The sequence below is a fragment of the Streptomyces sp. NPDC059003 genome, assembly GCF_042740445.1.
Lineage (GTDB): Bacteria > Actinomycetota > Actinomycetes > Streptomycetales > Streptomycetaceae > Streptomyces.
The window spans coordinates 1-26996 of record NZ_JBHYJH010000138.1 but is presented as its reverse complement, the minus strand read 5'-3'; the positions used below and the strand labels follow the sequence as shown (position 1 = coordinate 26996).

Below are 26996 nucleotides of genomic sequence, written 5' to 3'. Positions count from 1 at the left end.
CGCCCTTCCCACTGGGGCTGTCGCCCCAGACCCCCCAATATCAGCCCGTCCGGCGCTTGAGGACGAGCCGCGAAGCGCGATGGAGGGGCGGGTGGGCGGGAGGGGACGGGACCGGGCTGAGGTGCGGGATGTCGTCTTGCCGCTGGGTGAGAATGACTCGTGCTCTTGGAACTGTTCACCCCGTCCGTCCAGCACGCCCTGGACCTCGCCGGGATCTTCGTGTTCGCGATCTCCGGCGCTCTGCTCGCCGTGCGCAAGAACTTCGACGTGTTCGGCATCGCCGTACTCGCCGAGGTCACGGCGCTGGGTGGCGGGCTCTTCCGGGACCTGGTCATCGGTGCGGTGCCGCCCGCCGCGTTCACCGATCTCGGGTACTTCATCACGCCGCTGATCGCCGCGCTCCTCGTGTTCTTCCTGCACCCGGAGGTGGAGCGCACCCAGCTCGCGGTCAACGTGTTCGACGCGGCGGGACTCGGCCTGTTCTGCGTCGCGGGCACGACCAAGGCGTACGACTACGGGCTCGGCCTCACCGCGTCCGCGACCCTGGGCCTCGCCACCGCGGTGGGCGGCGGTGTGCTGCGGGACATCGTCGCGAACGAGGTGCCGTCCCTGGTGCGCTGGGACCGGGACCTGTACGCGGTGCCCGCCATCGTGGGCGCCACCATCGTCGTCCTGTGCCTGCGCTTCGACGCGCTGAACGGGTACACGACGGCCCTCGCGATCGTCACCGCCTTCGTGCTCCGGCTGCTCGCGATGCGCTACCACTGGCGGGCGCCGCGGGCCTGGAACCGCCGCTCCTCGACGGCCGACGACTCGGTCTGACCGGCGTGCGCCGGACGGACGGGCGGCCCGCCCTCTCCCCCGAGGGAGGGCGGGCCGCCCGCCGTTGCCCGGTCACCGGCAGCTGGGGCTGGTGCGGATGTCGATGGCGTACGGCTTCCAGCCGGGGTTGACGTACCGGGTCTCGTGCGGCTTCACGCAGTCCCAGTCCCGGGCGCCGCTGGTGTGCCGGAAGTAGACCCTGGCCCCGTCGTCACCGCGCGCGTTGGTGATGACCTTGCCCTGCTTGGCCCGCGGGCCGAGCGGCTGGTAGCCCATGTCCTTGTACATCGCGAGCCGGGTGTTGCCCTTGTAGAAGCAGACGTACGGCCACGGGCAGCCGGGCCGCCGGGCCTCGGCAGAGTGTCCCCAGCCGGAGTCGTCGACGCCCGTCGTGGCCTGCGGCGCCCGCGGGACGCCCGCCCCCTGGGACGCGAAGGCCGTGGGTGCCGCACCCGATGCCATCAGGCCACCGCCGAGGGCCAGGGCCGCCGTGCCGAGTGCGAAGCGCTTGCGTATGAGCATGAGGGTTCCTTCCTTCCCTGTGCTGCCGTGTGTGGTGCGCTTTCGTGAGGGGGCGGCGTGGGGTGGACCACGCCGCCCGTTGTGCGATTCCGACTGTGCGCCGACCGGTGGCGCGGCGGACAGGGCGAGCCGCCAAGTGCCGGTCTTACGGGAGGACCACGTCGCTGACCTGCTGGGATGCCGCGCCGGATGGTGGCGTCGTGGGACGGCGGGACGGCTTGTCGTTCATGGCGTGTGTCGTGCGGTGGCCGACCGTGCGCTGGAACCGGGCCGCCCGGCCCTGCGTTCCTTCAGGCGGAGGGCGCACAGCTGTCCGATGACACACGGCGGACGGCGTTCGGCGCTCCGGGGGATCTCGAACGCGTCAGGGGTGGAACATGTCGCGTTGGAAGGAGCTGCCCGCCTCGCTCGACCGGAGGGTGTGGCAACTCGTCGTACAGATGCGGGCGTTGAAGGACCACAGCGGACTCAGTCAGTCCGCGCTCGCCGCCAAGACCTCGTACAGCGGCTCGTCCTGGGCGCGCTATCTCAACGGCAGGGCGGTGCCGCCGCGCGAGGCCGTCGAGGAGCTGGCCCGGGTGTGCGGGGCGGACCCGGGCCGCCTCGTCGCGCTGCGGGACGTGGCCGCGGAGGCGTGGGAGAGCGAGGCCGGCGCCGCAGAGGGCGCCGAGGGCGCAGAGGGCGCCCGGGGTGCGGGCATCGGGGGTGTGGGTGCCGGGGGTGACGTCGTCGGCGGTGGCCGGGACGGGCCGCCGCGCGGGACCCGGCCGCGGCGCCGCCGCCGCCTGCTCGTCGGCGCGGTCTGCGCCGCCCTGCTCGCTCTCGTCGCGGGACTGCTCATCGGCCGCCCGTGGGAGGACGACGGCTCGTCGTCCGCCGGTGGCAGGGACAAGCAGGGGCAGCAGGCGGAGCCGGGCCTGCGGCCGGGGGACCGGGGGGAGTTCCACTACGTCCCCGGCAAGAAGCACCGCTGCGACATCAGCCGCAAGGACGGCGCCCTGTACGCCACGTACAGCCTCAGCACCGAGGCGCTGCTCGACACCAACAGCACGAGCTGGGAGGTCGTGGAGGCCCAGTGCCTGCTGCGCCACCACGGCTACGACCCGGGCACGGTGGACGGCGCGTACGGCCCGAAGACCAAGAGCGCGGCCAAGCGCTTCCAGAGGTCCGTGGATCTGGCGCCCGACGGCATCGTGGGCCCGGACACGTGGGGGGCGCTGCGGCGGTGAGCACGGCGAACGGCACAGACGCCGACCGGCCGCTCGAATGTGTCCGCCTCGCCACCGAACTGCGCGAGGTGAAGCAGCGCGCGGGCCTGAGCCTGGCCACGCTCGCGCGCCGCACTCCGTACAGCAAGTCCTCCTGGGCCCGCTATCTCAACGGCGAGCAGCAGCCGCCGAAGCGGGCGGTCGTGACCCTGTGCGAGGTGGCGCAGGCGCCGCCGGAGCGGCTGCTCGCGCTGTGGGGGCTCGCGGACCACGCGTGGAGCGGCCGGGCGCGGTCGACACCGGTGGCGTCGGCATCGGTGGCGTCGACGCCGGTGCCCGCGCCGGAGCCGTCCGCCGCGGCGGACGTCCGGCGGTCCCGGCGCCGGTGGCGTGCGGCACTCGCGGGCGGCGGCGTGGCGGCGGCCGTCGCCGTGACGCTGGCGGTGGTCCTGTCGAGCGGCGCGACGACCGGGCGTCAGGAGACGAAGGTGGGGTCCACGGGGCCCTCGGTCTATTACGACGTGGGGTGCCGCGACAAGGCCTGCGAGGGCAAGGACCCGTTGGCGATGGGGTGCGGCAAGGCGGGCATCGTCGCCTCTCCGCTGGTGCGGCAGGCTCCCGGCGGGCAGCGCGTGGAGATCCGGCACAGCGCCAAGTGCGGGGCGGTCTGGGCGCGCGGCATGAACCTGCGCGTCGGCGACCGCATCGAGCTGTCCCTGCCGGGCGCGCGCACCAAGCGGGTCGTCGCGCGGGACCCCGACGGCTACGTCGCGACCCCGATGACGGCGGCCCGGTCCCCGAAGAGGGCCGAGGTCTGTCTGATTCCGGCCGCGGTGGGTGGTGCGGGTGGCGGGGGCGGGCGCGTGTGCTTCGGCCCGTGAGCGGGTGCTGGGCGGCCGTGACAGAAAAAGCTACCGCTCAGTAATTGCATGTTGTACGTTGCTGGCATGGCGGAAACAGCTGCGGCGCCGGTAGCGGGCGCGACGATCGGCGACAGCGAATTCGACCGCGACACCGCGGTCACCCTCCGGGAGCAGGGCGTCTACGACGCCGAGCTCTCCGCGGGCTGGACCATCATCAACGCCGTCAACGGCGGCTATCTCCTCGCGGTCGTCGGCCGTGCGCTCGCCCACGCGCTGCCGCACGCCGACCCGTTCACGGTCTCCGCGCACTATCTGACGGCGTCCGAGCCGGGGCCCGCCGTCATCCGCACCGAGTCCGTGCGCGACGGCCGCGGCCTGTCGACCGGGCAGGCCTCGCTCGTGCAGTACGAGGCGGACGGGCGTGAGGTCGAGCGCCTGCGCGTCCTCGCCTCGTACGGGGACCTCGACGCGCTGCCCGACGACGTGCGCACCTCGGCCGAGCCGCCGCGGCTTCCGCCCGTCGAGCAGTGCTTCGGGCCCGACGACGCGCCGGACGGCGCGCCCGTGCCCGGCAGTTCCGCGATCGCCGACCGGCTGTGGCTCAAGCTCGACCCCGCGACGCTGGGCTGGGCGCTCGGGCAGCCGTCCGGCAAGGGGGAGATGCGGGGGTGGTTCGGCCTCGCGGACGGGCGTCCCGCGGATCCGCTGTCGCTGCTGCTCGCGGTGGACGCGTTGCCGCCGACGGCGTTCGAGATCGGGCTCCTGGGGTGGGTGCCGACCGTGGAACTCACGGTGCACGTGCGCGCCCGGCCTGTGGCCGGGCCTCTCCGGGTCTCCATCGCGACGCGGAACCTGGCCGGGGGCTTCCTGGAGGAGGACGCGGAGATCTGGGACGCCGCGGACCGACTGGTGGCCCAGTCGCGCCAACTGGCTCGGGTGCGCCTGCGCTGATTCTGGCGGGGCGCCTGTGCTGGCCCAGCCGCCGCTCCGCGGCGGCAACTTCCCGCCCACCCACCCATGAGTTGCCCACCGGCTGGCCGCCGTTGCCCGCGGGGCGGGGCCTCGTCGGCCCAGCTGTGGGCAGTTGCTCGGCTGGGCGGGGGTGCCTGTGTCGGCCCAGCCGCCGCTCCGCGGCGGTGACTTCCCGCCCACCCACCCATGTGTTACCCACCGGCTGGCCGCCGTTGCCCGCGGGGCGGGGCCTCGCCAGCCCGGCTGTGGGCAGTTGCCCGGCCGGGGCGGGCGTTTCGCAGGGGCGGACGGTGTGCCGAGTCTTGCCCTACCCGGCTGTGGGCAGTCGTTCCGCTGGGGCGGAACGGGTGGGCACAGCCCCACGTGCCGGGTGCCCGGTGCGGTGACGTCCGCCCCGGTGCCGGGGACCCGTCACCCCGTCAAGCACACCCCCGCATACGACACCCCACCCACGACCACCCACGCGCACAGCCCCACCAAGGCCACCCGCCCCCCGGTCCGTACGAGCGACCGCAGGTCCACCGCGCTGCCGAGGCCGAACAGGGCCGCGGCCAGCAGGAGTTCCTGCACGTGGCCCGCCACGTCGAGCGCACCCCCGGGCACCCACCCGGTGCTCCGCACGCCCACCATCACCACGAAACCGGCGACGAACAGGGGCACGAGCGGGGGCCGCGCCCCCGCCCCGCCCGAGGCCCCCGCGCCACGAGCCCGTACCGACATCGCCACCGCCGCGACCAGCGGCGCGAGCATCGCCACCCGCATCAGCTTGACCAGGACGCCCTCGCCGAGCGCGTCACCCCCGGCGGTCTGCGCCGTCGCGACGACCTGCCCCACGTCGTGCACACTCGCCCCGACCCAGCGCCCGAACTCCGCGTCGCTGAGCCCCAAAGGCCCCTGGAGCAGCGGCAGCACGGCGATGGCGAGCGTCCCGCACAGCGTGACCACGGCCACGGACACCGCCGTGTCCCGCTCCTCGCTCTTGGACACGTCGCTCACCGCGCCGATCGCGGAGGCGCCGCAGATCGAGTAGCCGGTGGCGATGAGGAGCGGCTGGTCGCCGGGCAGCCCGAGGCGACGCCCGAGCCACCACGTACCGAAGAACGTCGCCGCGACCACCACGAGCACCATCGCGACGGTCGGCCAGCCGACGCCGAGCACGTCGTCGAGGCTGAGCTTCAGGCCGAGGAGCACGATGCCCACCCGCATCAGGCGCTTCGCGGCGAAGGTGAGGCCGGGGCGCCCCCGGCCGCGTATCCACGCGCGCGTACCCGGCACGTGCGCGGCGGCGAGCCCGAAGACGATGGCCGCCGTCAGCATCGGGACGCCGGGCACCAGCCAGTGGGTGCCCCAGGCGAGGGCGACCCCGCCCGCGGCGAGCGCCAGGCCCGGCCAGGGCCCCGGCTTCACCGGCCGCGCGACCGCCGTGTCCGCGGCGCGCTCCGTCTGCCGCGGGCGCTGCCCGAGGAGGGCCATCAGCGGTCGGCCGGCAGGTCGTACACGCGTCGTACGCTGCTGCCGAGCCGCGAGATGTCCGCGCCGTAGATGTGCAGGGAGATCGCGCGGCCCGCGCCCGCGTTCCACACGCGGTGGATGTCACCGGGCGGCGCGAAGCCGCAGACCGCGCCCAGGGGGTTGACCACGTCCTCCGTGGCGACGAGCTGGGCGGACGTGCTCGGCCCGGTCGCGGGGACGAGCCGGTAGCGCCGCTCGTGCTCCTCGCCCTCGTGCACGCCGGTCACGCACCACGAGACGTGGTCGTGGATCGACGTGCGCTGGCCGGGCAGCCAGACCAGCGCGACGACGGAGAAGCTGCCGTCGGCCTCCGCGTGCAGCAGGTGCTGGCGGTAGCGGTCGGCGTCGCCCTCGCACTGCTCGGCGGTGAGCAGGTCGGACGCGCCCAGGTGCGGGGCGAGGCGCTCGCCGACCAGATACGCCGTCAGGTCGGGCGGCAGGCCGCGGCCGACGGCGTCACGGATGTCGGTGACGAGCGCGTCGAGCCGCTCGGTGGTGCGGGCGGGAGTCGAGCGATGTGCGGTGGGGGTGGTCATACAAGCAGCGTCGGCCGCGATCATCCATCACGTCCAACGACAGTTTCTTCGCCAGGGGCCAAATTCTGCTTATGGGTTGCTCGCTCAACCAGCGCTGTCCCCGGTCGACCCGGTGCCGGTTCAGCAGCCCATGCGGTTCGCGGCCACTTCCTTCAGCGCGTCGAGCACGACCGCGGTGGCCGGAATGCGCAGGTGCTCCCTCAGGACGTACGCGGACACCTGGCGCCGCGACGCCGGGTCCAGGGCGCGGCCGGTGACGGACCGGTGGCACAGGAAGTTGAGGACGAGCCCCGGCATCATGGCGATGCCGAGCCCTTCGGAGACGAGGCTCTGGATGACGAGGTTGTCGTCGGTGGTGAAGGCGATGTCGGGCGCGAAGCCCTGCTCGGCGCACTCGTGCAGGAAGTTGGCCCGGCAGCGCAGGCACCCGGCGATCCAGCGCTCCTCCGACAGGTCGGCGAGCCGCACCGAGCGGCGCCGCGCCATCGGGTGGTTCGTCGGCATGAGGACCGTCAGCTGGTCCTCCATCAGCGGTACTTCGACGACCTCGTCCGGCACGTCCTCGCGCAGGCCCGGATACGTGAAGGCGAGGGTGACGTCGGCGTCGCCGTGCACCAGGCGCTGCAGCGACTCCGGCGGCTCGTACTCCTGGAGCTCGACGCGGATGCCGCGGTGGCTCCTGGCGAGGCGGGCCAGGGCCTCCGGTATCAGCGTGGCGGTGGCGCTCGGGAACGCGCACAGGCGGACGCGGCCGGTGCGCAGGCGCGTGATCGCGTTCATCTGCTGCTGGGCCGCGTCGATGTTGCCGAGGATCACCCCGGCGTGCCGGGACAGGGCCTCGCCCGCCTCCGTGAGGCGCATCCGGCGGCCGACGCGCGTGAACAGGACGGTGCCCACGGACCGTTCGAGCGCCTTCATCTGCTGGGTGATCGCGGGCTGCGTATAGCCGAGCGAGCGGGCCGCCGCCGAGTACGAGCCGGTGCGGACCACTTCGTGGAAGGACCTGATGTGCCGGGAGTCGAACACCTCCGAATCATAAGCAGAATTTGGGAAGAGCTGAGCAGTGTTTCGCGTCGCTTTTGGATCGCCTCCTGCCGCCCGGGGGTCGCCCGGCGTCACTCGCGGCCCGCCCCGGCGTCTTTCGTGGCCCGCTCCTGCATCACCCGCGGCCCGCCCCGGCCGCTCGTGCCGCACCGGCTGCGCGATCCTTGAGCGCGTGAAGTCCGACCGGCTGCTCTCGATCCTGCTGCTCCTCCAGACCCGCGGGCAGGTGCCCGCGCACGAACTCGCCGAGCGCCTCGAGGTGTCCGTGCGCACCATCTACCGCGACGTCGACGCGCTGTCCGCGTCCGGGGTGCCGGTGTACGCGGAGCGGGGCCGGCACGGCGGCATCGCGCTGCTCCCCGGCTACCGCACGGACGTCACGGGCCTGACCGCCGACGAGTCGCGCGCCCTGTTCATCCTCGCCGCGCAGGGCGCGCACGCCGCGCTCGGCCTGGACTCGGCGCTCGGCTCCGCGCTGCGCAAGGTGATGGCCGCACTGCCCGAACCGCACCGGCCCGCCGCCGAGCTGACGAGCCGCCGGATCCTCGTCGACGCCTCGCGGTGGGCGCGCGGCCCCGGCACCGGCCTGCCCGTGGACCACCTCGGCGTGCTCCAGGACGCCGTCCTCGCCGACCGGCGCCTGCGCGTGCGCTATCTGCACAGCGGCGCGAGCGAGCCGCGCGCGTACACCCTCGATCCGTACGGCCTCGTGTCCAAGGCGGGTGTCTGGTACCTCGTGGCCGACCTGCGCGGGGAGCCGCGGCTCTTCCGCGCCGACCGGGTGCGCGCGGCGACGGCGGCGGACGAGCCGGTGCGCCGCCGCGCGGGGGTGGAGCTCGCCGACGTCTGGGAGGAGTTGAAGCGCCAGGTCGAGCGGCGTGCGGGCGGGGTCGAGGTGACGGCGCGGGTGCGCAGGCGCGTCTACGAGCGCTTTCTGCGGCTGCACTCCGGCACCCTCACGCAGGTCGTCGAGGACGACGGGGCGGGGGAGTGGATCACTGTGAGCCTGGACTTCGAGGCGGTGGGCGCGGCGCGCACGCTGCTGCCCTTCGCCGACACCGTCGAGGTGATCTCGCCGCAGCGCGTGCGGGAGGAGCTGGCGCGGGCCGCAGCGGCCGTCACCGCTCTGTACGTCAGTGAGTTCCGGAGGGGCCCGCAAGAAGGAAACGACTGAGCTCCGCGGTGAGTTCCGCGGGCGCGTCCTCCTGCACGAGATGTCCCGCGCCCTCGATCAGGCGCAGCTCGGCGCCCGGCACGAGCCCGGCGAGCTCGTGCCCGCGCTCGACCGGGATCCAGGTGTCCTCGGTGCCCCAGCAGATGAGGACCGGCGGCTCCACCTCGCCGTACCTGCCCTGGATCTCGTCCGTGAAGCGCTGGTCGTTCTGCTCGATCTGCCGGTAGAAGGCGGGCCTGCCCGCGTCCGTGCACCAGGGCTCCACGAGCCGGTCGAGGACGGCCGGGTGCAGGCCGCGGTGGCTCGCCGAGCCGACGTACGCGCGCACCATCGCCTCGTGCAGCGCGGGCGGCAGCTGCGCGAAGACGTCCGCGTGCGCGCCGAGCAGCCGGTACGTGGGGGAGCCCCACGGGGCGAGCGCCACCGGGTCGACGACGGCGAGCCGGGCGTAGCGGGCGCCGTGCAGGAGGTGGGCGCGCAGCGCGACACAGCCGCCGAAGTCGTGGGCGACCACGGCGGGTTCCCGGGCGCCGTCGAGGCCCCAGTGGGCGAGCAGTTCGGTGAGCACGCGGGCCTGCGCGGCGAGGGACACGTCCTGCCCGGCCCGCATCTGTGACGCGCCGTACCCCGCCAGGTCCCAGACGTACACGCGGTGCCGGCCCGCGAGCGCCCTGGCGACGCCCCGCCAGACGTACGACGAGAAGGGCGTGCCGTGGACCAGGACGACGGGGGGCGCGTCGGCCGGGCCGAGCGCGGTCCAGCGGATGGTGCCGGAGGAGGAGGCGAAGGACTGGTCGAGGGGCCAGTCCGCGGTCCGGTCGACGGCCTGGCCTGCGGTCCGGTCGGTGGCTTGGTTCGCGGTCTCGTCGGCGGCCTGGCCAGTGGGCATGGTTGTCATACCCGCAGAGGCTAGTTGCCCCTTACTGGCGCGTCGAGCCAATACTGCCGGCCCAGGCCCACGAGCCGCAGCTGCCTGCGGGCCGTGTCGGTGACCTGCCGCTCGTCGTCGGTCTCCAGGAGCGCCGAGGCCGTCATCACCATGTGGTCCACGTACATCCGCGCGAGCATCAGGACGTCGTCCGCGCTCCAGCCCGCCGCCTCCGGCTCCTTGGCGAACTGCGCCGCCACCTCCTGGGCGAACAGCGCGAGTTGCCCGCCGATGGCCTCCCGCACGGCCTTCACGCCGCCGTGCCGCTCCCGCGCGATGAAGCGGACGTGAGCCGGGTGCTCGCGCACGTACGAGGCGATCAGTTCGACGGCGGCCGCGATGCGCTCCTCGCCGTCGCCGGTGGCCGCCAGCATCGCGGCGAGCGTGGTGTGCAGGCTGCCGAGAGCCTCCTCGACGAGGGCCACGCCCAGGTCGGACGTGTCGCGGAAGTGCCGGTAGAAGGCGGTGGGGGCGACGCCGACGGCACGGGTGACCTCGCGCAGGCCGAGGCTGGACAGGCTCTGCTCCGCGAGGAGCTGCAGGGCCGCGTCCAGGAGCGCCTGGCGGGTCCTCTGCTTCTGGGCCTGCCGGGTGCCGGCGGGGCGGTCGCCGAGGGTGTGACTCATGCCATGCAGTTAACAACTGTTCTCTGGGATTGGAAAGCCGCGCTGAGTAGTAGACTCGGCGGTCAGTGAACAGTTGTAACCACAAGCGTTAACCCAAGAGGCCCAAGAGAGGTGTCCTTCCCGTGCTGTTCCTCGTCGCCGCACTCCTTCTCCTCGGCGTCGCCATGGGCACCGTGGCGCACGTCTCGCTGCCCGTCACCCTCGTCGCCGCCTCGGTCATCGGCGTCTGGCTCCTGGTGTTCGCGGTCCGTGAGCGCCACGCCCGGCACCGCTGACCCGCACCTGGCCCACCCAAGAGGAGCCGCATCATGACGCTCACCGCATCTGCAAAGGGGCGCACCGTCGGCCGTCGCGACAGCGACGGCATGGCCGTCGCCTCCTTCGTGCTCGGCCTGCTCGGGCTGCTCGTCCTGAACGTCGTCCTCGGGCCCATCGCGATCGCGCTCGCGGCCGTCGCCCTGTGGCGCGGCACCGCACGCCGGGGGCGCGCGCTGCTCGGGCTCACGCTCGGCGTGGCCGACCTCGTCGTCCTCGCGGCGCTCATCTCCGCGGACGGCACGGTGTCCTGGAGCTTCGCGGGCTGACGGCGCGGCACCGGCGTCATCGCGTCACGAGGGCCACCGCGGCGTCGGGCCCCGGGCCCGCGGCTCGTAGAATCGTGCCCACCATGGCCTACCTCGACCACGCCGCGACCACGCCGATGCTTCCGGAGGCGATCGCGGCGCTGACCGCCCAGCTCTCCGTCACCGGCAACGCCTCCTCGCTGCACGCGGCGGGGCGCCGGGCGCGCCGCACCGTCGAGGAGTCCCGCGAGACGCTCGCCGAGTCGCTCGGCGCACGCCCCAGCGAGGTGGTCCTCACCTCCGGCGGCACGGAAGCGGACAACCTCGCCGTGAAGGGCCTGTACTGGGCCCGCCGCGACGCCGACCCCGCCCGCGTCCGGGTCCTCGCGAGCCCCGTCGAGCACCACGCCGTCCTCGACGCCGTGGACTGGCTCGGCGAGCACGAGGGCGCCACCGTCGAGTACCTCCCCGTCGACGCGCACGGCCGCGTGCACCCCGAAGCGCTGCGCGAGGCCATCGCCCGCAACCCCGACGACGTGGCGCTCGCCACCGTCATGTGGGCCAACAACGAGATCGGCACCCTCCAGCCGGTACGCGAACTGGCCGACGTCTGCGCCGAGTTCGACGTGCCGCTGCACGCCGACGCCGTCCAGGCCTTCGGTCAGGTGCCCGTCGACTTCGCCGCCTCCGGGCTCGCCGCGATGACCGTGTCCGGGCACAAGATCGGCGGCCCCTACGGCATCGGCGCGCTGCTGCTCGGCCGCGCCCACAGCCCCGTGCCCGTCCTGCACGGCGGCGGCCAGGAACGCCATGTGCGCTCCGGCACGCTCGACGTGCCCGCCGTCGCCGCGTTCGCCGTCGCCGGGCAGCTCGCCGCCGAGCGCCGCGAGCAGTTCGCCCGCGAGGTCGGCGCGCTCCGCGACGACCTGGTCGCGGCCGTCCGCGCGGCCGTCCCCGACGCGATCCTCGGCGGCGACCCGGACCCCGCGGGACGGCTGCCCGCCAACGCGCACTTCACCTTCCCCGGCTGCGAGGGCGACTCGCTGCTGCTGCTCCTGGACGCCCAGGGCATCGAGTGCTCCACCGGCTCCGCCTGCACCGCGGGCGTCGCCCAGCCCAGCCACGTCCTGCTCGCCACCGGCACCGACCCGGACCTCGCGCGCGGCACGCTGCGCTTCTCCCTCGGGCATACGTCCACGAAGGCGGACGTGGCCGCGGTGGCCGGGGCGATCGGACCCGCCGTGGAGCGGGCGCGGTCGGCGGGGCTCAGCTAGGCGAGCCCGGCTCAGCCAGGGCAGCCCGGCTCAGCCAGGCGAGCCCGAAGCTCTGGGGCGGGCCGGTCTGTCCCGCTCCCGGCGCACGAGGCGCAGATAACGGTCCCAGTCCCAGTGCGGCCCGGGATCGGTGTGGTCCGTGCCGTCGACCTCCACGTGGCCGATGATGTGCTTCCGGTCCACGGGGATGTCGTACCGCTTGCAGATCCCGGCCGTCAGGCGCGCCGACGAGGCGTACATCGCGTCCGTGAACGACGCCTTCCGGTCCACGTAGCCCTCGTGCTCGATGCCCACGCTGCGTTCGTTCATGTCCCTGTTGCCCGCGTGGTAGGCGACGTCGAGCTCGCGGATCATCTGTGCCACATGGCCGTCCTTGCGGATCACGTAGTGGGCGGCGGCGCCGTGGCCGGGGTCCTTGAAGACCCGCAGCGCCGACGCGTACCCGCCCTGGACCACGTGGATCACCACGCGGTCGATCTCGTAGTCCGAGGGGCGGTCGGCGCGGCGCCAGTTCGCGCCGGAGGCCGCTATCCACTGCGCGCCGGGCGCGTCCACCTCGCCCTCCTTGCGCTTCTTCACCACCCCCGGCAGGCGCCACCACAGGCGGCCGAGCTCGTCGTGGAGCAGCGCGGCCGTGCCGACGGCCACCGCGGCGCCGCCGATCAGCAGAGCGCGCCGGGTCGACGCCCGCCGGGGCTCCGGCGACGGCCCGTCGCTGGTGCTGTCGTCCTTCTCGCTCACGTCCCCCATGTGATCGTGAACGCATACTCACAGGCGAGAGGTTCCCGCGGCCCCGTACCCTGTGAGAGTTATGACTTCGCAGACCTCGCAGCGCACCAGCCGTCCGCTCCGCGTCCTCGCCGCCATGTCGGGCGGCGTCGACTCCGCCGTCGCCGCGGCCCGTGCCGCCGAAGCCGGGCACGACGTGACCGGAGTGCACCTGGCGCTCTCGGCGAACCCGCAGTCCTTCCGCACGGGCGCCCGCGGGTGCTGCACCATCGAGGACTCCCGCGACGCGCGCCGCGCGGCGGACGTGATCGGCATCCCGTTCTACGTCTGGGACCTCGCCGAGCGCTTCCGCGAGGACGTGGTCGAGGACTTCATCGCCGAGTACGAGGCGGGGCGCACCCCGAACCCGTGCCTGCGCTGCAACGAGAAGATCAAGTTCGCGGCGCTGCTCGACAAGGCCCTCGCCCTCGGCTTCGACGCGGTCTGCACCGGCCACTACGCGCAGGTGCTCGTGCGCGAGGACGGCACCCGCGAGCTGCACCGCGCATCCGACATGGCCAAGGACCAGTCGTACGTCCTCGGCGTCCTGGACGACCGCCAGCTCGCGCACGCGCTGTTCCCCCTGGGGGACACGGTGACGACGAAGGACGAGATCCGCGCCGAGGCCGAGCGCCGCGGCCTCGCGGTCGCGAAGAAGCCGGACTCCCACGACATCTGCTTCATCGCCGACGGCGACACCCAGGGCTTCCTGGCCTCCCGCCTCGGCAAGGCGGAGGGCGACATCGTCGACGAGTCCGGTGCGGTCGTCGGCACCCACGAGGGCGCGTTCGGCTTCACCATCGGCCAGCGCAAGGGCCTGCGCATCGGCACCCCCGCGCCCGACGGCAAGCCGCGGTACGTCCTCGACATCTCGCCCGTGAACAACACGGTGACGGTCGGGCCCGCCGCGTCCCTCGACGTGACCGCCCTGACCGCCATCAAGCCCCGCTGGTGCGGGGCCGCCCCCTCCGGAGAGGGCACGTACACCGCGCAGCTGCGCGCCCACGGCGACGAGACGCCGGTCACGGCGGAGCTGGTGGACGGCGAGCTGCGGGTCTCCTTCACGGAGCCGGTGCGCGGCGTCGCCCCGGGCCAGGCGATCGTGCTGTACGACGGGACGCGGGTGGTGGGCTCGGCGACGATCGCGACGACGGAGCGCACGGCGGCTGCGGCCGTCTGATCCGGCCCGACTCCGCCTGCTCCCGCCGGAGCCCGTCTGACCCGTCTCGTCCCGCTTGCCCCCGTGGGGGCCGTTTACCGCGCGTTGACCGGCCATGGATCACCGTGCGGTGACATGGCCGCATGATCCTCGGAAGAACACTGGCGGGCGCTGCACGGCGCGGGAACTCCCTGTGCACCGTGGCGCTCGCCTTCGTCGTCACCTTCGGCCCGCTGGCGACCGGAGCCCTGCCCAAGCCCCGCCCCGACGCCCCGGGCACGACCGCGTCCACGGCGTCCCACCCGGGGCCTCCCCGGGCCGTCCAGCCGAAGAAGGGCGCCACGGTCCCCGCCCTGCCGTCGGCCCCCCTCAAGGGGCTGCCCACGGCGCGGGCCGGCTGTGCCACGCCTCCCCGGGGCGCCGCGGGCCACCACGACTCCCTGAAGCCCGGTGAGTGCCTCACCCAGGGCAAGCACCTCGCCGCCCGTGCCGCGCTGGGGAAGGGGTACGAGCTGTGGGTCCAGGGCGACGGGAACGTCGTCCTCTACCGCCACCGGCTCGGCACGTACTCCCCGGTGCTGCAGACCGGCACCCGGGGCCGGAACGTGTCGCTGCGGATGCAGCGGGACGGGAACGTCGTCGTCCGCGACGGGCGGGGCACCCCCCTGTGGTCCCTCGGGACGGGCGGGTGCGGCGATTGGGGCGCCCGGCTGCGGGTCCGGGCGGACGCGAACCTGGTCCTGTACGACCGCGACGGAGGGCCGCTCTGGGCCCGGCACGACGGCCCGTCCTCCCGGCCCTGCTGAGGTTCCCGGCCCTGCTGGGGCCCCTGCCCGCGTTCCGGCGGCCCCGTGGCCGTCAGGCGACCCGGAGCACGATCTTGCCCTGGGTGCGGCCCCGCTCTCCGTAGGCGTGTGCCTTGGCGGCGTCCTCCAGGGGCAGCACGGTGTCGATCTCCGCGCGCAGCTTGTCCTCCTGCACGAGGCGGGCGATCTCCAGGAGGCCGTGCCGGTCCGGCTCGACGACCGTCCAGCCCGTGTGCACACCGGCGGCCTCGGCCGCCGCGGCGTCGGGGAGGCCGCCCGGGTCCGGGAGGGTGACCAGGTGGCCGCCGCGGCGCAGCACCGGCAGCGAGCGGGGGCCGTACTCCCCGCCCACCCCGTCCAGGACGACGTCCACGTCCCGTACCGCGTCCGCGAAGTCCGTCGTCGTGTAGTCGATCAGCTCGTCCGCGCCGAGCCCCCGCAGGAAGCCGTGCTTGTCGGCGCGCGCCGTACCGATGACGTACGCCCCGTGCGCCTTGGCGATCTGCACGGCGAGGTGGCCCACGCCGCCCGCGGCGGCGTGGATCAGGACGCGCTGCCCGGCGCGCAGCCCGGCCGTCTCGATCAGGCCCTGCCACGCCGTGAGCGCGGCCAGGGGGAGCGCGGCCGCCTGGACGTGGTCCACGGCGTCCGGCTTCGCGGCGAAGCGCCGCGCGGGCGCGGCCACGTACTCGGCGTAGCCGCCCGCCTGCTCCGGGAAGCGGGGCATGCCGAACACCTCGTCCCCGGGGCGGAAGAGCGTCACTCCGGGGCCGACGGCCTCGACGGTGCCGGACACGTCGTAGCCGAGGATCGGGGTGTCGCCCCAGGTGCCGAACGCGCCCGCGGTCCGGGTCTTCCAGTCGACGGGGTTCACGCCCGCGGCGTGCACGCGGACCAGGATCTCGGTGAGTCCGGGCTCGGGGCGGTCCACCTCTACGGGGACCAGGACTTCGGGGGCACCCCAGGTGCGGGGGCTGACGGCACGCATGGTCGGACGGGGCGTGCCGTTCGTGCCGTTCGTGCTGGTCGTGCGGGAGCTCATGGATCTCGTTCCTCTCTGGTGGGCGGTCACCAGAGTGCGGCCGGGGGACCGGCGACGGTGCTGGCAGTTTGGTCAGCATGTGACAGGATCTGGCCATGAGGTCAGCAACCCCGCCCCCGGCGCCGCACCGCGTCGCCGTCCTCGCCCTGGACGGCGTCTACCCCTTCGAGCTGGGCATCCCCTCGCGCGTGTTCGGCAACGCCGACGACGCGCAGGGACGGCCGCTGTACGAGGTCGTGGTGTGCACGGTGGACGGCCGCCCCGTGCGGACGGACGCGGGGTTCTCCGTGACGGTCGAGCACGGCCCCGAGGCCCTGGAGGCGGCGGACACGGTGGTGATCCCGCCCGCGGGGCCCTGTGCCGACGCGACGGCGGCCGATCCGCTGCCCGGGCCGCTGGCCGCCGCGCTCGGCCGCGTGCGCCCGGGCACGCGCCTGGTGTCGTTCTGCAGCGCCTCGTTCGTCCTGGCGGCGGCCGGGCTCCTCGACGGGCGGCCCGCGACCACGCACTGGCAGGTCGCCGAGCAGTTCCGGCGCGAGTTCCCGCGCGTGCGGCTCGACGAGGACGTGCTCTTCGTGGACGACGGCGACATCCTCACGTCGGCGGGCGTCGCCGCCGGCGTCGACCTGTGCCTGCACCTCGTGCGCCGCGACCACGGCAGCGCCGTCGCCAACCACGTCGCCCGCCGCTGCGTCGTACCGCCCTGGCGCGACGGAGGGCAGGCGCAGTACATCGAACGCCCCGTGCCGGAGCCGACGGTCGCCACGACGGCACCCACGCGCGCGTGGGCCCTGGAACGCCTCCAGGAGCCCCTCACGCTCGGCGAGATGGCGGCGCACGCCCGCATGAGCCTGCGCACGTTCACGCGCCGGTTCCGCGACGAGGTGGGCACCACGCCGGGCCGCTGGCTCACGTCCCAGCGCATCGAGGTCGCCCGCCACCTCCTGGAGACCAGCGACCTGCCCATCGACCTGGTGGCCCACCGCGCGGGCTTCGGCACCGCCAACTCGCTGCGCCAGCACATGCGTTCCGTCCTCGGCGTGTCACCCGCCACGTACCGCAGGACGTTCACCGCGACGGCGGCCTAGGCCCAAGGGGGCGGCCGCGCTCAGGCGGCCGGCACCTCCTCCACCTCGTAGAAGCAGAAGTGGTCCTTGATCTGGGCCACTTCGGGCTTCGGCTCCGGGTACGCCCACACGGCGTCCTCGGTGCCCGGCAGCGACCAGTAGGACGCCGTCCCCTTGAAGGGGCAGTACGTGTGCGTGCCGGACGGCGCCAGCAGGTCGGTGCGCACGTCCTCCGGGGGCAGGTAGTAGCGCGCCGGGTAGCCGGTCTCGCGCAGCACCAGGGGGCGGCTGCTCTCCGCCACGACCTCGCCGTCGTGCGTCACGCGCACGTGCTGAGTGCCCTGCTCGACGGTGATGCGGTGTCCCTTGCTCACGGTCGGTTCCTCTCTTGCCGCGGTGTCAGTGGCGGAACGTACCGTAGGCCCCATGAAAATCTGTGTCTTCCTCTCCGCCGCCGACCTGTCCGAGACCTATACCCGCCCCGCCCGTGACTTCGCGAAGCTGCTCGGCAAGGGCGGCCACGCCCTGGTCTGGGGCGGCTCGGACGTGGGCCTGATGAAGGTCGTGGCGGACGGCGTGCAGGAGGCGGGCGGGCGGCTCATAGGCGTCTCGGTCGACTTCCTCGCCGACAAGGCCAGGCCCGGCGTGGACGACATGGTGATCGCCAAGGACCTCGCCGAGCGGAAGGCGCTGCTCCTGGAGAAGGCCGACGCCGTCGTGATCATGGTCGGCGGCACGGGCACGCTGGACGAGGCCACGGAGATCCTGGAGCTGAAGAAGCACGGAAGGACCACCAAGCCGGTGGTGCTGCTCAACACGGAGGGGTTCTACGACGGGTTGAAGCAGCAGTTCCGCCGCATGGAGGACGAGGGCTTCCTCCCCGTCCCCCTCGCCGACCTGGTCTTCTTCGCGGAGGACCCGGCGAGCGCACTGGCGTACCTGGAGGCCAGTTCCAGCCCGTCCGGCGTTTGAGGACGAGCGCGAAGCGCGGATAAAAGGGGGGTCCAGGGGGGCGGAGCCCTCCTGGTTTCGGTGAAGGGGCGGGCCTGGGGCGCCCCGCGAGGGCACCCACCAGCTCACACGCGGGACCCTCTCGGCCGGAATGCGACCATAAGCGCATGGCAACTCATGTGATCACCGGCGCGGGCTCCGGCATCGGCGCGGCCGTCGCCCGCCGCCTCCACGCCCGCGGCGGCACCCTCGTGCTGCACGCACGCGACGCGGCCCGCGCCAAGGAGCTCGCCGCCGAGTACCCCGGCGCGCAGACGCTCGTCGGCGACCTGAACGACCCGGACAAGCTCTCCTGGGCCTTCTCGCACCAGACGCTCCCCGACCGGGTCGACTCCCTCCTGCACATCGCGGGCGTCGTCGACCTCGGCCCCGTGGGCGAGCTCACCCCCAAGTCCTGGCGCCACCAGCTGAACGTGAACCTGATCGCGCCCGCCGAGCTGACCCGGCACTTCCTGCCCCAACTCCGCGTCACCCAGGGCCACGTGCTCTTCGTGAACTCCGGCGCGGGCCTGCGCGCGAGCGCCGACTGGTCCGCGTACGCCGCCTCCAAGCACGGCCTGAAGGCCCTCGCCGACTCCCTGCGCAACGAGGAGCACGGCAACGGCGTCCGCGTCACCTCCGTGTACCCGGGCCGCACCGCGAGCCCCATGCAGGTCAAGGTGCACCAGCAGGAGGGCAAGGAGTACGACGCGGACCGCTGGATCGACCCGGAGTCGGTGGCCACGACGATCCTGATGGCCCTCGACCTGCCGCGCGACGCGGAGGTCAACGACCTGACGGTGCGGCCGGGACGGTGAGCGCGATGCAGGACGGCACGGCGTGGTGGGGCCCGGCCACGGGTGTCGGGTCCATGCCCGGCGGCGACGCCCGCGAGACCGCGAAGACCGTCACCGGCACCTTCGAGACCCCGGAGCAGGGCATCCCGTACCTCGCGGAGCTGCCCGCGCGCGGACCGGGCGCCGACATGATCGGACGCACGGCGGGGCTGCTCGTCGAGCTGTACGCGCGCGTGGAGCCCAGCGGCTGGCGGATCGGCGACCGGCCGGGCCGCGACACGCGGCGCGCGGTGTCCTGGCTCGGCGAGGACCTCGACGCCCTCGAGGAGTTCACGCAGGGGTACGAGGGGCCGCTGAAGGTGCAGGCCGTCGGCCCGTGGACGCTCGCGGCCGCCCTGGAGCTGAGGAACGGCGAGGCCGCGCTCTCCGACCTCGGCGCCTGCCGCGACCTCGTCGGCTCGCTCGCCGAGGGCCTGCGGGCCCACCTCGCCGAGGTCAAGAAGCGCGTACCGGGCGCGCGGCCCGTGCTGCAGCTCGACGAACCGTCGCTCACCGCCGTGCTGCGCGGGCAGATCAAGACGGCCAGCGAGTACCGCACCCACCGCGCCGTGGACCGCCAGGTCGTGGAGAGCGCGCTGCGCGACGTCCTCGCCGTCCACGACGGGCCCGCGGTCGTGCACTCCTGCGCGCCCGACGTGCCGTTCGCGCTCCTGCGCCGGGCGGGCGCGGACGCCCTCTCGTTCGACTTCTCGCTGCTCACCGAGCGTGACGACGAGGTGATCGGCGAGGCGGTCGAGGCCGGTACGAAGCTGTTCGCCGGTGTCGTGCCGGGCACGGACGGCCCATTGTCAGACCCTGCCGGTAGCGTCATGGGTGTCAGGAAGCTGTGGCGCAGGCTGGGGCTGAATCCGGGGTTGCTCGCGGAGTCGGTCACGGTCACGCCGTCGTGCGGACTCGCGGGTGCTTCGCCCGCATATGCCCGCGCGGCGCTCGCGCACTGCGCCCGGGCGGCAAGATCGCTCGCGGACAACCCTGAGTAACTGGGTCTGAAGGTAACGGGAGGACGAGACGGTGGCTGTCGAACAGGAAGGCACGGTGCCGGCCAAGGCACGCGAACAGCATGCCCAGCTGGCCGAGCAGATCGAGGAGCACCGCTTCCGGTACTACGTGAAGGACCAGCCGGTCATCAGCGACGCCGAGTTCGACAAGCTCCTGCGCGCGCTGGAAGCCCTGGAGGAGCAGCACCCGGAGCTGCGCACGCCGGACTCGCCCACCCAGAAGGTCGCCGGTTCGTACGAGACGGACTTCGCGTCGGTCGAGCACCGCGAGCGCATGCTCTCGCTCGACAACGCCTTCGACGACGAGGAGCTCGCCGCCTGGGCCGACCGCGTCGCCAAGGAAGTCGGCACGTCCGACCACCACTTCCTGTGCGAGCTCAAGGTCGACGGCCTCGCGGTCAACCTGACGTACGAGCAGGGCAGGCTCACCCGCGCGGCGACCCGCGGCGACGGCCGCACGGGCGAGGACATCACTCCGAACGTCCGCACGATCGCCGACATCCCGGACCGCCTCCAGGGCGACCGCATCCCCGCGCTCGTGGAGATCCGCGGCGAGGTCTTCTTCCCGATGGAGAAGTTCGAGGAGCTGAACGCCCGCCTGGTCGCGGCGGGCGACAAGCCCTTCGCCAACCCGCGCAACGCCGCGGCGGGCTCGCTCCGCCAGAAGGACCCGCGCGTCACGGCCACGCGCCCGCTGCACATGGTGGTGCACGGCATCGGCGCCCGCGAGGGCTTCGACATCGACTGCCTGTCGCACGCGTACGAGCTCCTGTGCGAGTGGGGCCTGCCCACGGCCAAGCACAACAAGGTCGTCCAAGGCCTCGACGGCGTACGGGAGTTCATCGCGTACTTCGGAGAGAACCGCCACTCTGTGGAGCACGAGATCGACGGCGTCGTCGTCAAGCTCGACGAGATCCCGCTCCAGGGCCGCCTCGGCTCCACCTCGCGCGCCCCGCGCTGGGCCATCGCGTGGAAGTACGCGCCGGAGGAGGTCAACACCAAGCTGATCGACATCAGGGTCGGCGTCGGCCGCACCGGCCGGGTCACGCCGTACGCCCAGGTCGAACCCGTCACGGTCGCGGGCTCGGAGGTCGAGTTCGCGACGCTGCACAACCAGGACGTGGTCAAGGCCAAGGGCGTCCTCATCGGCGACACGGTCGTGATCCGCAAGGCGGGCGACGTCATCCCGGAGATCCTCGGACCGGTCGTCGACCTGCGCGACGGCAGCGAGCGCGAGTTCGTGATGCCCGCCGAGTGCCCCGAGTGCGGCACGGCGCTGCGCCCCATGAAGGAGGGCGACATCGACCTGCGCTGCCCGAACGGGCAGTCCTGCCCCGCCCAGCTGCGCGAGCGCCTGTTCTACCTGGCGGGCCGCAAGTGCCTGGACATCGAGAACTTCGGGTACGTGGCGGCGGCGGCGCTCACCAAGCCCCTGGAGCCCGCCACGCCCCCGATCCTCGACGAGGGCGACATCTTCGACCTGAAGGTCGAGGAGCTCCTGCCCATCAAGTCGTACGTCCTCGACCAGGACTCGGGCCTGCCCAAGCGCGACCCGAAGACCGGCGAGGAGAAGGTCGTCACCTTCTTCGCCAACCAGAAGGGCGAGCCGAAGAAGAACACCCTCTCCATGCTGGAGAACATCCAGGCCGCCAAGGAGCGCCCGCTGGCCCGGATCCTCACCGGCCTGTCCATCCGCCACGTCGGCCCGGTCGCGGCCGAGGCGCTGGCCCGCGAGTTCCGCTCGATCGACCGCATCGAGCAGGCCACGGAGGAGGAGCTGGCCGCCGTCGAGGGTGTCGGCCCGACCATCGCCGCCTCCCTCAAGGAGTGGTTCGCCGAGGACTGGCACCAGGAGATCATCCGCAAGTGGCGGGCCGCCGGTGTGCGGATGGAGGAGGGCGGTGACGAGGACGAGGGCCCGCGCCCCCTGGAAGGCCTCACGGTCGTCGTGACCGGAACGCTTCAGGCGCACACCCGAGATGGCGCGAAAGAGGCGCTCCAGAGCCGTGGAGCGAAAGTCACCGGTTCCGTTTCAAAGAAGACGTCGTTCGTCGTCGTGGGCGAGAATCCCGGCTCGAAGTACGACAAGGCCATGCAAGTGAAGGTGCCGGTTCTCGACGAGGAAGGCTTCGCGGTCCTGCTCGAACAGGGGGCGGACGCCGCTCGGGAACGCGCACTTCCGACCGAAGAATAGCGGTTGAAGGCCACCCGTTCAGCGCATACCAGATGCATACGGGTGGCCGGGTCGCATTCGGGCAACCGTAGACGACCGCTGCCCGTGGAAGCCTTCTGCGGCCTACTGTTGAGGTGTGCGCCTGCCGTGCCCCGTTGCGGACGGGGTACCCCCTGCTCGTGAAGAGCGGGAGGAAAGGTTTTCAGACGCGGCTGTCTAGGACTTGAGTCCGCGTGGCGTGGGCACCGCCGGCTGTGAGAGGGACGGGAATGGAACCGACCGAGAGCGTCGCCCCGGACTCATGGCTGCGGTCGCGCCTGCGGCGCGGACTCGGTGCCTGGCGGTGCCGCCGCGCCGCGCGGGGCGCAAGGGGAGCGAGGGGCGCGTACGGCCCCGCGGGCGCCGGTTCCGAACGGGGCGAGCGGGCCGAACAGCCGGGCCAGGCACCGGCGATCCGCCCCCGCGAGCGGGCCTGGACCACCGCGGGCGGCACCCTCGACGAGGGCGCGCCGGGCGTCCCGCCGGTGGCCCTGGCGAGCGGTCTCGGCTGCGGAACGGGTGTTTCCGGCCCAGCTGGTGCCCCGCATGGGGGAGCAACGGTCATACGGGGTAGGGCAGTTGATGAGGGACCGGAGCAGAGCGGGCGGCACACGTCCGGGCGGGGAGCTGGAGGTCAGGGAACCGGAGGCCCGGCGGAGGCTGGTGTGACGGCGAGTGCCGAGGACGCACGGAGAAGTGCGGTGAGCGGAGCCGGGAGCTCAACTCCCGCGCGCGGATTGACAAGTGGACTGACAAGTGGCCCCGGGAGCCCGGCTTCCGGGCGCGGCGCGGCCGGGGTCGGGCCCGGTGCCGGAACCGGAGCGGGATCAGGAGCAGCGGCAGGGACGGCGACAGGGGCCGGACCCGGAGGCGGGCTCACCGGACCCGGAGGCGGGGTCACCGGGCCCGGAAGTGGGATCAAAGGAGCACCGGCCCCCGTCGGCGCGGCCCGCGACGCCGCGGCCGGGCGCAGGCCGCGATGGCGCACGGGGCATGGGCACGAGGGCGACGGACTCGGCCTCGACGGGGGCGAGCCCGACGGCCGCGGCAGTCGGCAGCTGCTGCCCGCGGCCGTCGTCACGGCCGCCGCCGTCGTCCTCGGCACCGGCTTCTTCCACGCCTTCACGGGCGGCCACCCGCTGTTCCCCTCCGGCACGGTCGGCTGGTCGCTCGCCGTCCTGACCGGCCTGATCGTCGGCCACCTGGTCGCGCTCGGCCGCGACCGCTGGTGGGGCGGCACCGGCTCCGGCGGCGCGCTGACCGTCGCGGTCCTGCTGCTCTACGGCTGGATGCCCGCGGGCATGGTCAGCCTCACCGTCGTCGTCCTCGTCGGCGTCGCCCGCCGCCACCGCTGGCGCCAAGGGGTGCTGCACGGCGCCGTCGACATCCTCGGCATCGGCGCGGGCGCGCTCACGCTGGCCGCGTTCGGCACCGCGCCGTCCGCCGACTCGCCCTGGAATCCGGAGAGTTGGGATCTCTACACGGCCCCGGAAGTGGCCCTGGTCGCCGTCGCGTACCTGGCCGTCACCCGCGTCCTGCTGTGGTACGTCCACGCCCCGCGCACCGGCGCCCTGCCCACCGTCACCCGTACGGCCCTGGTCAGGCAGGGCCTCCTCGGCGTGGCCCTGCTCGGCATCGCCCCGCTGATCTGCGTCGTCGCGACCTCGCTTCCGCTGCTCCTGCCCCTGTTCACGATCCCGCTCGTCGCCCTCGACTCGACGCTGTGGATCGCCCGGGCCAGAGCCGAGGAGCAGCTGCGCGACCCGCTCACCGGACTGCCCAACCGGCAGTGGCTCCTGGAGCGGACCTGGACGGCCCTGGACGACGCCGAGCGGATCGGCGCGCGCTCCGCGCTGATGCTGATCGACATGGACCGCTTCCGTTCGGTCAACGACACCCTCGGCCACCTCGCCGGTGACCGGCTGCTGCTGCAGATCGCCGACCGGCTGCGGCTCGCGCTGCCGCGCGGCGCGGAGGCGGCGCGGCTCGGCGGCGACGAGTTCGCGGTGCTCCTTCCCATCGCCGACTCCACGACGTCCGCGACGCGGGTCGCCCGGCAGCTGGTCGCCGAGCTCGGCTCCCCGCTCGACCTGGACGGCCTCACGCTGGTCCTCGAGGCCAGCGCCGGGCTCGCCGTCTTCCCGGACCACGCGCTGGACGCGGAGGGGCTGCTCCGCCGCGCGGACGTGGCGATGTACCAGGCCAAGCGGGACCGCACGGGCGTCGAGGTGTACGAGTCGAAGCGGGACTCCAACACCCCTGACCGGCTGGGCCTGTTGGGCGATCTGCGCCGCGCCCTGGACGCGGGCGACGTGGAGCTGCACTACCAGCCGAAGGTCCGCTTCGACGGCGAGGTGGCGGGCCTCGAAGCGCTGGTGCGCTGGGTGCACCCCGAGCGCGGCAAGGTCCCGCCGGACGAGTTCATCGCCATCGCCGAGTCGTCGGGCCTCATGCCGCACCTGACGGAGTACGTCCTGGAGTCGGCGCTCGCCCAGGTCGCCCGGTGGCGCGCCCAGGGCCTGAACGTCCCGGTCGCGGTGAACGTGTCGCCGCGTGACGTGCACACCCCCGGCTTCGCGGGCGCCGTCGCCGCGCGCCTGGCCCGGCACGGGGTGCCCGCCGGGGCGCTCCAGCTGGAGATAACGGAGCATGTGCTCCTGGAGGACCCGCAGCGCGCCGCGGACACGCTCGCCGGTCTGACCGGACACGGGGTGAAGATGTCGCTCGACGACTTCGGCACCGGCTACTCGTCCCTCGTCCATCTGCGTCGGCTCCCGGTGAGCGAGCTGAAGATCGACCGGTCCTTCGTGGCCCGGCTCGCCGTCGACACCGAGGACGCCGAGATCGTGCGCTGCACGGTCGACCTCGCCCACTCGCTCGGGCTGCTCGTCGTCGCCGAGGGCGTCGAGGACGACGAGACCTGGGAGCGGCTGCGGGATCTTGGTTGCGACGCCGTGCAGGGGTGGCTGGTGGCTGCGGCGATGCCGCCCAGCGAGACGACTGCGTGGCTGAGAGCCCGGGGCGAGGGTGGGGGGCACCGGATCGTGGATCCGGCGCCGCCGGGGGGTGCCGCGGTGGATTCCGCGTCGTCCTCGTCCAGTCGGGCAGTGCCGTAGGCCCGGGGAGGTTTTTCTCTCCCGCCCACCCGCCCCTTCGTCGCGCTGCGCGCTCGCCCTCAAGCGCCGGGCGGGCTGGGTTTATCGCGCTGCGCGCTCGTCCTCGAACGCCGGACGGGCTGGATGGTCCTCCTGCGCGCTCGTTCTCCAGTGCCGGGCAGGCTGGGTCTTTCGCGCTGCGCGCTCGTCCTCAAACGCCGGACGGGCTGGATGGTCCTCCTGCGCGCTCGCCCTCAAGCGCCGGGCGGGCTGGGTCCTTCGCGCTGCGCGCTTGTCCTCGAACGCCGGACGGGCTGGATGGTCCTCCTGCGCGCTCGTCCTCCAGTGCCGGGCGGGCTGGGTTTATCGCGCTGCGCGCTCGTCCTCAAGCGCCGGACGGGCTGGATCTTTCTCCGGCGCGCTCGTCCGCGCGCGCCGGATGGGCTGAATCGGTTCGCCCTGCCGGGAGGTGGACCGGGTGGTGGTCGCCCGCTCCCGTGCGGAACGTGATCGTTGCCCACGTGATGAAGCCGACGCCCAGCCATACGTAGAAGTTGCCGATCACCGCGTGGAACGGGTCCCAGTCCAGTTCGCGTTGCCAGTGCGGGACGTACCAGAGGATTCCGTACGGCAGCAGGGGGCGGGACGGGTCCCAGGAGCCGAAGCCGTCGATGCGGATCGGCCACGCCGCGAACGGCGCGAACAGGCCACCCGTCCACAGCCAGGCCCGGGCCGTCCGCAGCCGAAGCGCCGCGTCCGCCGCGAGGACGAGGGCCGGCGCGATCCACACCCAGTGATGGGTCCAGGACAGCGGCGAGCACACCAGCGTCAGCGCGCCCACCACGCAGACCGCGGCCAGCTCCCGGCCCCGCCGCGACGCCACCGCCGCCGCGCCGAACCCGGCCACCGCGACCAGCCCGCACACCGCGCCCCACCAGGGCCCGCCGATGCCCTCCGCGCCCAGGCCGAAGCGGACGAAGACGCCGTTGAGCGACTGGTTCGCCAGATACTCGCGGCCGCCCGCGCTGCCCGCGAACGCCCCGCCCCAGAAGTCCGCCGACGCCTGCGGAAGCACGGCCCAGCCGGCGACGACGGTGCCGAGGAAGGCCGCCGCCGCGACGCCCGCGGCCCGGAACCGCCGTGTGATCAGCAGGTAGACGATGAACAGGCCCGGCGTGAGCTTCAGACCCGCCGCGAGGCCGATGCCCAGGCCCTTCCACGGCCGCCGGTCCTTCGTCGCGAGGTCGACCAGGACCAGGGCGAGCAGGACCAGGTTCACCTGGCCGAAGTCCAGGTTCTGCAGGATCGGCTCGGTCCACAGGGCCGCGGCGCAGACGGCGAGTACGCAGCCCGCGGTGGCCGGGCCCGGGCGCCGTCCCGCCATCCGGGCCGCCGCCCACGTGGCGAGCGCGAGCGCGACCACCGAGATCCCCGCCATCACGCGGAACGCCACGGCGAGGTCGAGGCCGCTCATCGCGCGGAACGGCAGCAGGGCGAAGGGCGGATACAGGTACGGCAGCGCGTGGATGCCGAACTTTCCGCCGTACAGTCCGGCCTCCGGCGCGTCCGACGCGTCGAGGTAGACGCTCAGGTCGGCCGGGCTGCGGTAGCCGGCGTACGTCGGGTCCGTGACCAGGTTCCACCAGGCGAGGAGGGACAGGGTGAGGGCGGTGGTGCCGAGTGCGAGCAGGCCGTAGGGGATCAGGGGGCCTTTGAGGGTGGGGGTGGGGAGTCTCATGGGCGGCATGCTGAGCGTGTTCTGGCGGGGCGCCCCGGCAGCTCACCGGGCGCGCGGAAGATCCGAACACCACCTGGCCGAATAGTCGTACCGCCGGGTGCCCTCGCGGGGCGCCCCAGACCCGCCCCTTCCCGGCTGTGTCGATTTGCGGCTCCGCCGCGGGGGGGGGCTCCGCCCCAGACCCCGCTCCTCAAACGCCGGAGGGGCTGATTTTCTCGCC

At 73.5% G+C, this 26996-nt stretch carries 25 protein-coding genes and 1 pseudogene; 16 read left to right on the top strand and 10 right to left on the bottom strand.

Annotated features, from left to right (window positions below; genetic code table 11):
• Nucleotides 1-159: 159 nt before the first annotated feature.
• Complete coding sequence (locus tag ACFWZ5_RS34460) at nucleotides 160-822, top strand: trimeric intracellular cation channel family protein (protein ID WP_384806845.1); 663 nt, start codon at nucleotides 160-162, stop codon at nucleotides 820-822.
• A gap of 72 nt (nucleotides 823-894) precedes the next feature.
• Here the strand turns inward: ACFWZ5_RS34460 and ACFWZ5_RS34455 are convergent, their stop codons facing one another.
• Nucleotides 895-1344, bottom strand: coding sequence for a hypothetical protein (locus ACFWZ5_RS34455; protein WP_384806842.1), 450 nt, complete (start codon nucleotides 1342-1344; stop codon nucleotides 895-897).
• Nucleotides 1345-1721: 377 nt separating this feature from the next.
• Here ACFWZ5_RS34455 and ACFWZ5_RS34450 point away from each other — a divergent pair, with 377 nt between their 5' ends.
• The 3 genes from ACFWZ5_RS34450 to ACFWZ5_RS34440 all read left to right on the top strand — a co-directional run bounded on the left by ACFWZ5_RS34450 (nucleotide 1722) and on the right by ACFWZ5_RS34440 (nucleotide 4366).
• Entirely contained in the window at nucleotides 1722-2573 is an 852-nt protein-coding gene (locus ACFWZ5_RS34450) for a helix-turn-helix domain-containing protein (RefSeq protein WP_384891720.1), read from the top strand.
• Nucleotides 2570-3433 (top strand): helix-turn-helix domain-containing protein, encoded by an 864-nt coding sequence (locus tag ACFWZ5_RS34445; RefSeq protein WP_384802056.1) that lies wholly within the window; start codon nucleotides 2570-2572, stop codon nucleotides 3431-3433. Before ACFWZ5_RS34450 ends, ACFWZ5_RS34445 begins: the two co-directional genes overlap by 4 nt.
• A gap of 66 nt (nucleotides 3434-3499) precedes the next feature.
• A complete protein-coding gene (locus ACFWZ5_RS34440) occupies nucleotides 3500-4366 on the top strand; it encodes a thioesterase family protein (RefSeq protein WP_384802053.1) in 867 nt (288 codons plus the stop codon).
• 432 nt (nucleotides 4367-4798) lie between these two features.
• Here the strand turns inward: ACFWZ5_RS34440 and ACFWZ5_RS34435 are convergent, their stop codons facing one another.
• From ACFWZ5_RS34435 to ACFWZ5_RS34425, 3 genes are all read right to left on the bottom strand, one after another.
• Entirely contained in the window at nucleotides 4799-5860 is a 1062-nt protein-coding gene (locus ACFWZ5_RS34435) for a YeiH family protein (protein WP_384802050.1), read from the bottom strand.
• Nucleotides 5860-6435, bottom strand: coding sequence for a cysteine dioxygenase (locus tag ACFWZ5_RS34430; protein WP_384802046.1), 576 nt, complete (start codon nucleotides 6433-6435; stop codon nucleotides 5860-5862). Before ACFWZ5_RS34430 ends, ACFWZ5_RS34435 begins: the two co-directional genes overlap by 1 nt.
• 120 nt (nucleotides 6436-6555) lie before the next feature.
• The gene (locus ACFWZ5_RS34425) at nucleotides 6556-7461 is read right to left on the bottom strand and encodes a LysR family transcriptional regulator (protein WP_384802042.1); all 906 of its coding nucleotides are present in this window, start codon (nucleotides 7459-7461) and stop codon (nucleotides 6556-6558) included.
• Between the two features lie 190 nt (nucleotides 7462-7651).
• Between ACFWZ5_RS34425 and ACFWZ5_RS34420 the strand changes: the two genes are divergently transcribed.
• Entirely contained in the window at nucleotides 7652-8653 is a 1002-nt protein-coding gene (locus ACFWZ5_RS34420; RefSeq protein ID WP_384802039.1) for a helix-turn-helix transcriptional regulator, read from the top strand.
• On the opposite strand, the gene ACFWZ5_RS34415 is transcribed toward ACFWZ5_RS34420, so the two are convergent.
• Both ACFWZ5_RS34415 and ACFWZ5_RS34410 read right to left on the bottom strand, forming a co-directional pair.
• Nucleotides 8613-9551 carry an alpha/beta fold hydrolase gene (locus ACFWZ5_RS34415; protein WP_384802036.1) on the bottom strand — a complete coding sequence of 313 codons (939 nt, stop codon included), beginning with the start codon at nucleotides 9549-9551 and terminating at the stop codon, nucleotides 8613-8615. The genes ACFWZ5_RS34420 and ACFWZ5_RS34415 overlap by 41 nt on opposite strands.
• A gap of 11 nt (nucleotides 9552-9562) precedes the next feature.
• Complete coding sequence (locus tag ACFWZ5_RS34410; protein WP_384802033.1) at nucleotides 9563-10207, bottom strand: TetR family transcriptional regulator; 645 nt, start codon at nucleotides 10205-10207, stop codon at nucleotides 9563-9565.
• Nucleotides 10208-10329: 122 nt separating this feature from the next.
• On the opposite strand from ACFWZ5_RS34410, the gene ACFWZ5_RS34405 reads away from it, so the two are divergent.
• The 3 genes from ACFWZ5_RS34405 (at nucleotide 10330) to ACFWZ5_RS34395 (ending at nucleotide 12044) form a co-directional block, all read left to right on the top strand.
• On the top strand, nucleotides 10330-10482 hold the full coding sequence (locus tag ACFWZ5_RS34405; protein ID WP_384802030.1) for a hypothetical protein: 153 nt from the start codon (nucleotides 10330-10332) through the stop codon (nucleotides 10480-10482).
• A gap of 33 nt (nucleotides 10483-10515) precedes the next feature.
• Nucleotides 10516-10791: a DUF4190 domain-containing protein gene (locus tag ACFWZ5_RS34400; protein WP_384802027.1), complete on the top strand. Its 276-nt coding sequence runs from the start codon at nucleotides 10516-10518 to the stop codon at nucleotides 10789-10791.
• 83 nt (nucleotides 10792-10874) lie between these two features.
• Nucleotides 10875-12044 carry a cysteine desulfurase family protein gene (locus tag ACFWZ5_RS34395; RefSeq protein WP_384802024.1) on the top strand — a complete coding sequence of 390 codons (1170 nt, stop codon included), beginning with the start codon at nucleotides 10875-10877 and terminating at the stop codon, nucleotides 12042-12044.
• Nucleotides 12045-12074: 30 nt separating this feature from the next.
• On the opposite strand, the gene ACFWZ5_RS34390 is transcribed toward ACFWZ5_RS34395, so the two are convergent.
• On the bottom strand, nucleotides 12075-12794 hold the full coding sequence (locus ACFWZ5_RS34390) for an N-acetylmuramoyl-L-alanine amidase (protein ID WP_384802021.1): 720 nt from the start codon (nucleotides 12792-12794) through the stop codon (nucleotides 12075-12077).
• 61 nt (nucleotides 12795-12855) lie between these two features.
• Here ACFWZ5_RS34390 and mnmA point away from each other — a divergent pair, with 61 nt between their 5' ends.
• Nucleotides 12856-13992 carry a tRNA 2-thiouridine(34) synthase MnmA gene (gene mnmA, locus ACFWZ5_RS34385; RefSeq protein WP_384802018.1) on the top strand — a complete coding sequence of 379 codons (1137 nt, stop codon included), beginning with the start codon at nucleotides 12856-12858 and terminating at the stop codon, nucleotides 13990-13992.
• 122 nt (nucleotides 13993-14114) lie between these two features.
• Nucleotides 14115-14777: a hypothetical protein gene (locus ACFWZ5_RS34380; RefSeq protein ID WP_384802015.1), complete on the top strand. Its 663-nt coding sequence runs from the start codon at nucleotides 14115-14117 to the stop codon at nucleotides 14775-14777.
• Between the two features lie 52 nt (nucleotides 14778-14829).
• Here ACFWZ5_RS34380 and ACFWZ5_RS34375 read toward each other — a convergent pair whose 3' ends face one another.
• On the bottom strand, nucleotides 14830-15819 hold the full coding sequence (locus tag ACFWZ5_RS34375; protein WP_384802012.1) for an NADP-dependent oxidoreductase: 990 nt from the start codon (nucleotides 15817-15819) through the stop codon (nucleotides 14830-14832).
• Nucleotides 15820-15914: 95 nt separating this feature from the next.
• Between ACFWZ5_RS34375 and ACFWZ5_RS34370 the strand changes: the two genes are divergently transcribed.
• Nucleotides 15915-16907 (top strand): GlxA family transcriptional regulator, encoded by a 993-nt coding sequence (locus ACFWZ5_RS34370; protein ID WP_384891717.1) that lies wholly within the window; start codon nucleotides 15915-15917, stop codon nucleotides 16905-16907.
• 20 nt (nucleotides 16908-16927) lie between these two features.
• On the opposite strand, the gene ACFWZ5_RS34365 is transcribed toward ACFWZ5_RS34370, so the two are convergent.
• Complete coding sequence (locus tag ACFWZ5_RS34365; protein ID WP_384799755.1) at nucleotides 16928-17314, bottom strand: DUF427 domain-containing protein; 387 nt, start codon at nucleotides 17312-17314, stop codon at nucleotides 16928-16930.
• Here ACFWZ5_RS34365 and ACFWZ5_RS34360 point away from each other — a divergent pair.
• The 5 genes from ACFWZ5_RS34360 (at nucleotide 17313) to ACFWZ5_RS34340 (ending at nucleotide 25059) form a co-directional block, all read left to right on the top strand.
• Nucleotides 17313-17858 (top strand): TIGR00730 family Rossman fold protein, encoded by a 546-nt coding sequence (locus ACFWZ5_RS34360; protein ID WP_384799758.1) that lies wholly within the window; start codon nucleotides 17313-17315, stop codon nucleotides 17856-17858. The two genes, ACFWZ5_RS34365 and ACFWZ5_RS34360, sit on opposite strands and share 2 nt — an antisense overlap.
• 146 nt (nucleotides 17859-18004) lie before the next feature.
• Nucleotides 18005-18694, top strand: coding sequence for an SDR family oxidoreductase (locus tag ACFWZ5_RS34355; protein ID WP_384799761.1), 690 nt, complete (start codon nucleotides 18005-18007; stop codon nucleotides 18692-18694).
• A 5-nt stretch (nucleotides 18695-18699) separates the two neighbouring features.
• Nucleotides 18700-19713, top strand: a complete 1014-nt coding sequence (locus ACFWZ5_RS34350; RefSeq protein WP_384799785.1) for a methionine synthase — start codon at nucleotides 18700-18702, stop codon at nucleotides 19711-19713.
• A 31-nt stretch (nucleotides 19714-19744) separates the two neighbouring features.
• The gene (gene ligA, locus ACFWZ5_RS34345; RefSeq protein ID WP_384799764.1) at nucleotides 19745-21925 is read left to right on the top strand and encodes an NAD-dependent DNA ligase LigA; all 2181 of its coding nucleotides are present in this window, start codon (nucleotides 19745-19747) and stop codon (nucleotides 21923-21925) included.
• 1076 nt (nucleotides 21926-23001) lie between these two features.
• Nucleotides 23002-25059, top strand: a complete 2058-nt coding sequence (locus tag ACFWZ5_RS34340; protein ID WP_384799788.1) for a putative bifunctional diguanylate cyclase/phosphodiesterase — start codon at nucleotides 23002-23004, stop codon at nucleotides 25057-25059.
• 802 nt (nucleotides 25060-25861) lie between these two features.
• Here ACFWZ5_RS34340 and ACFWZ5_RS34335 read toward each other — a convergent pair.
• A pseudogene (locus ACFWZ5_RS34335) lies at nucleotides 25862-26776 on the bottom strand (glycosyltransferase family 87 protein); the annotation flags it as partial.
• Between the last annotated feature and the right edge of the window lie 220 nt (nucleotides 26777-26996).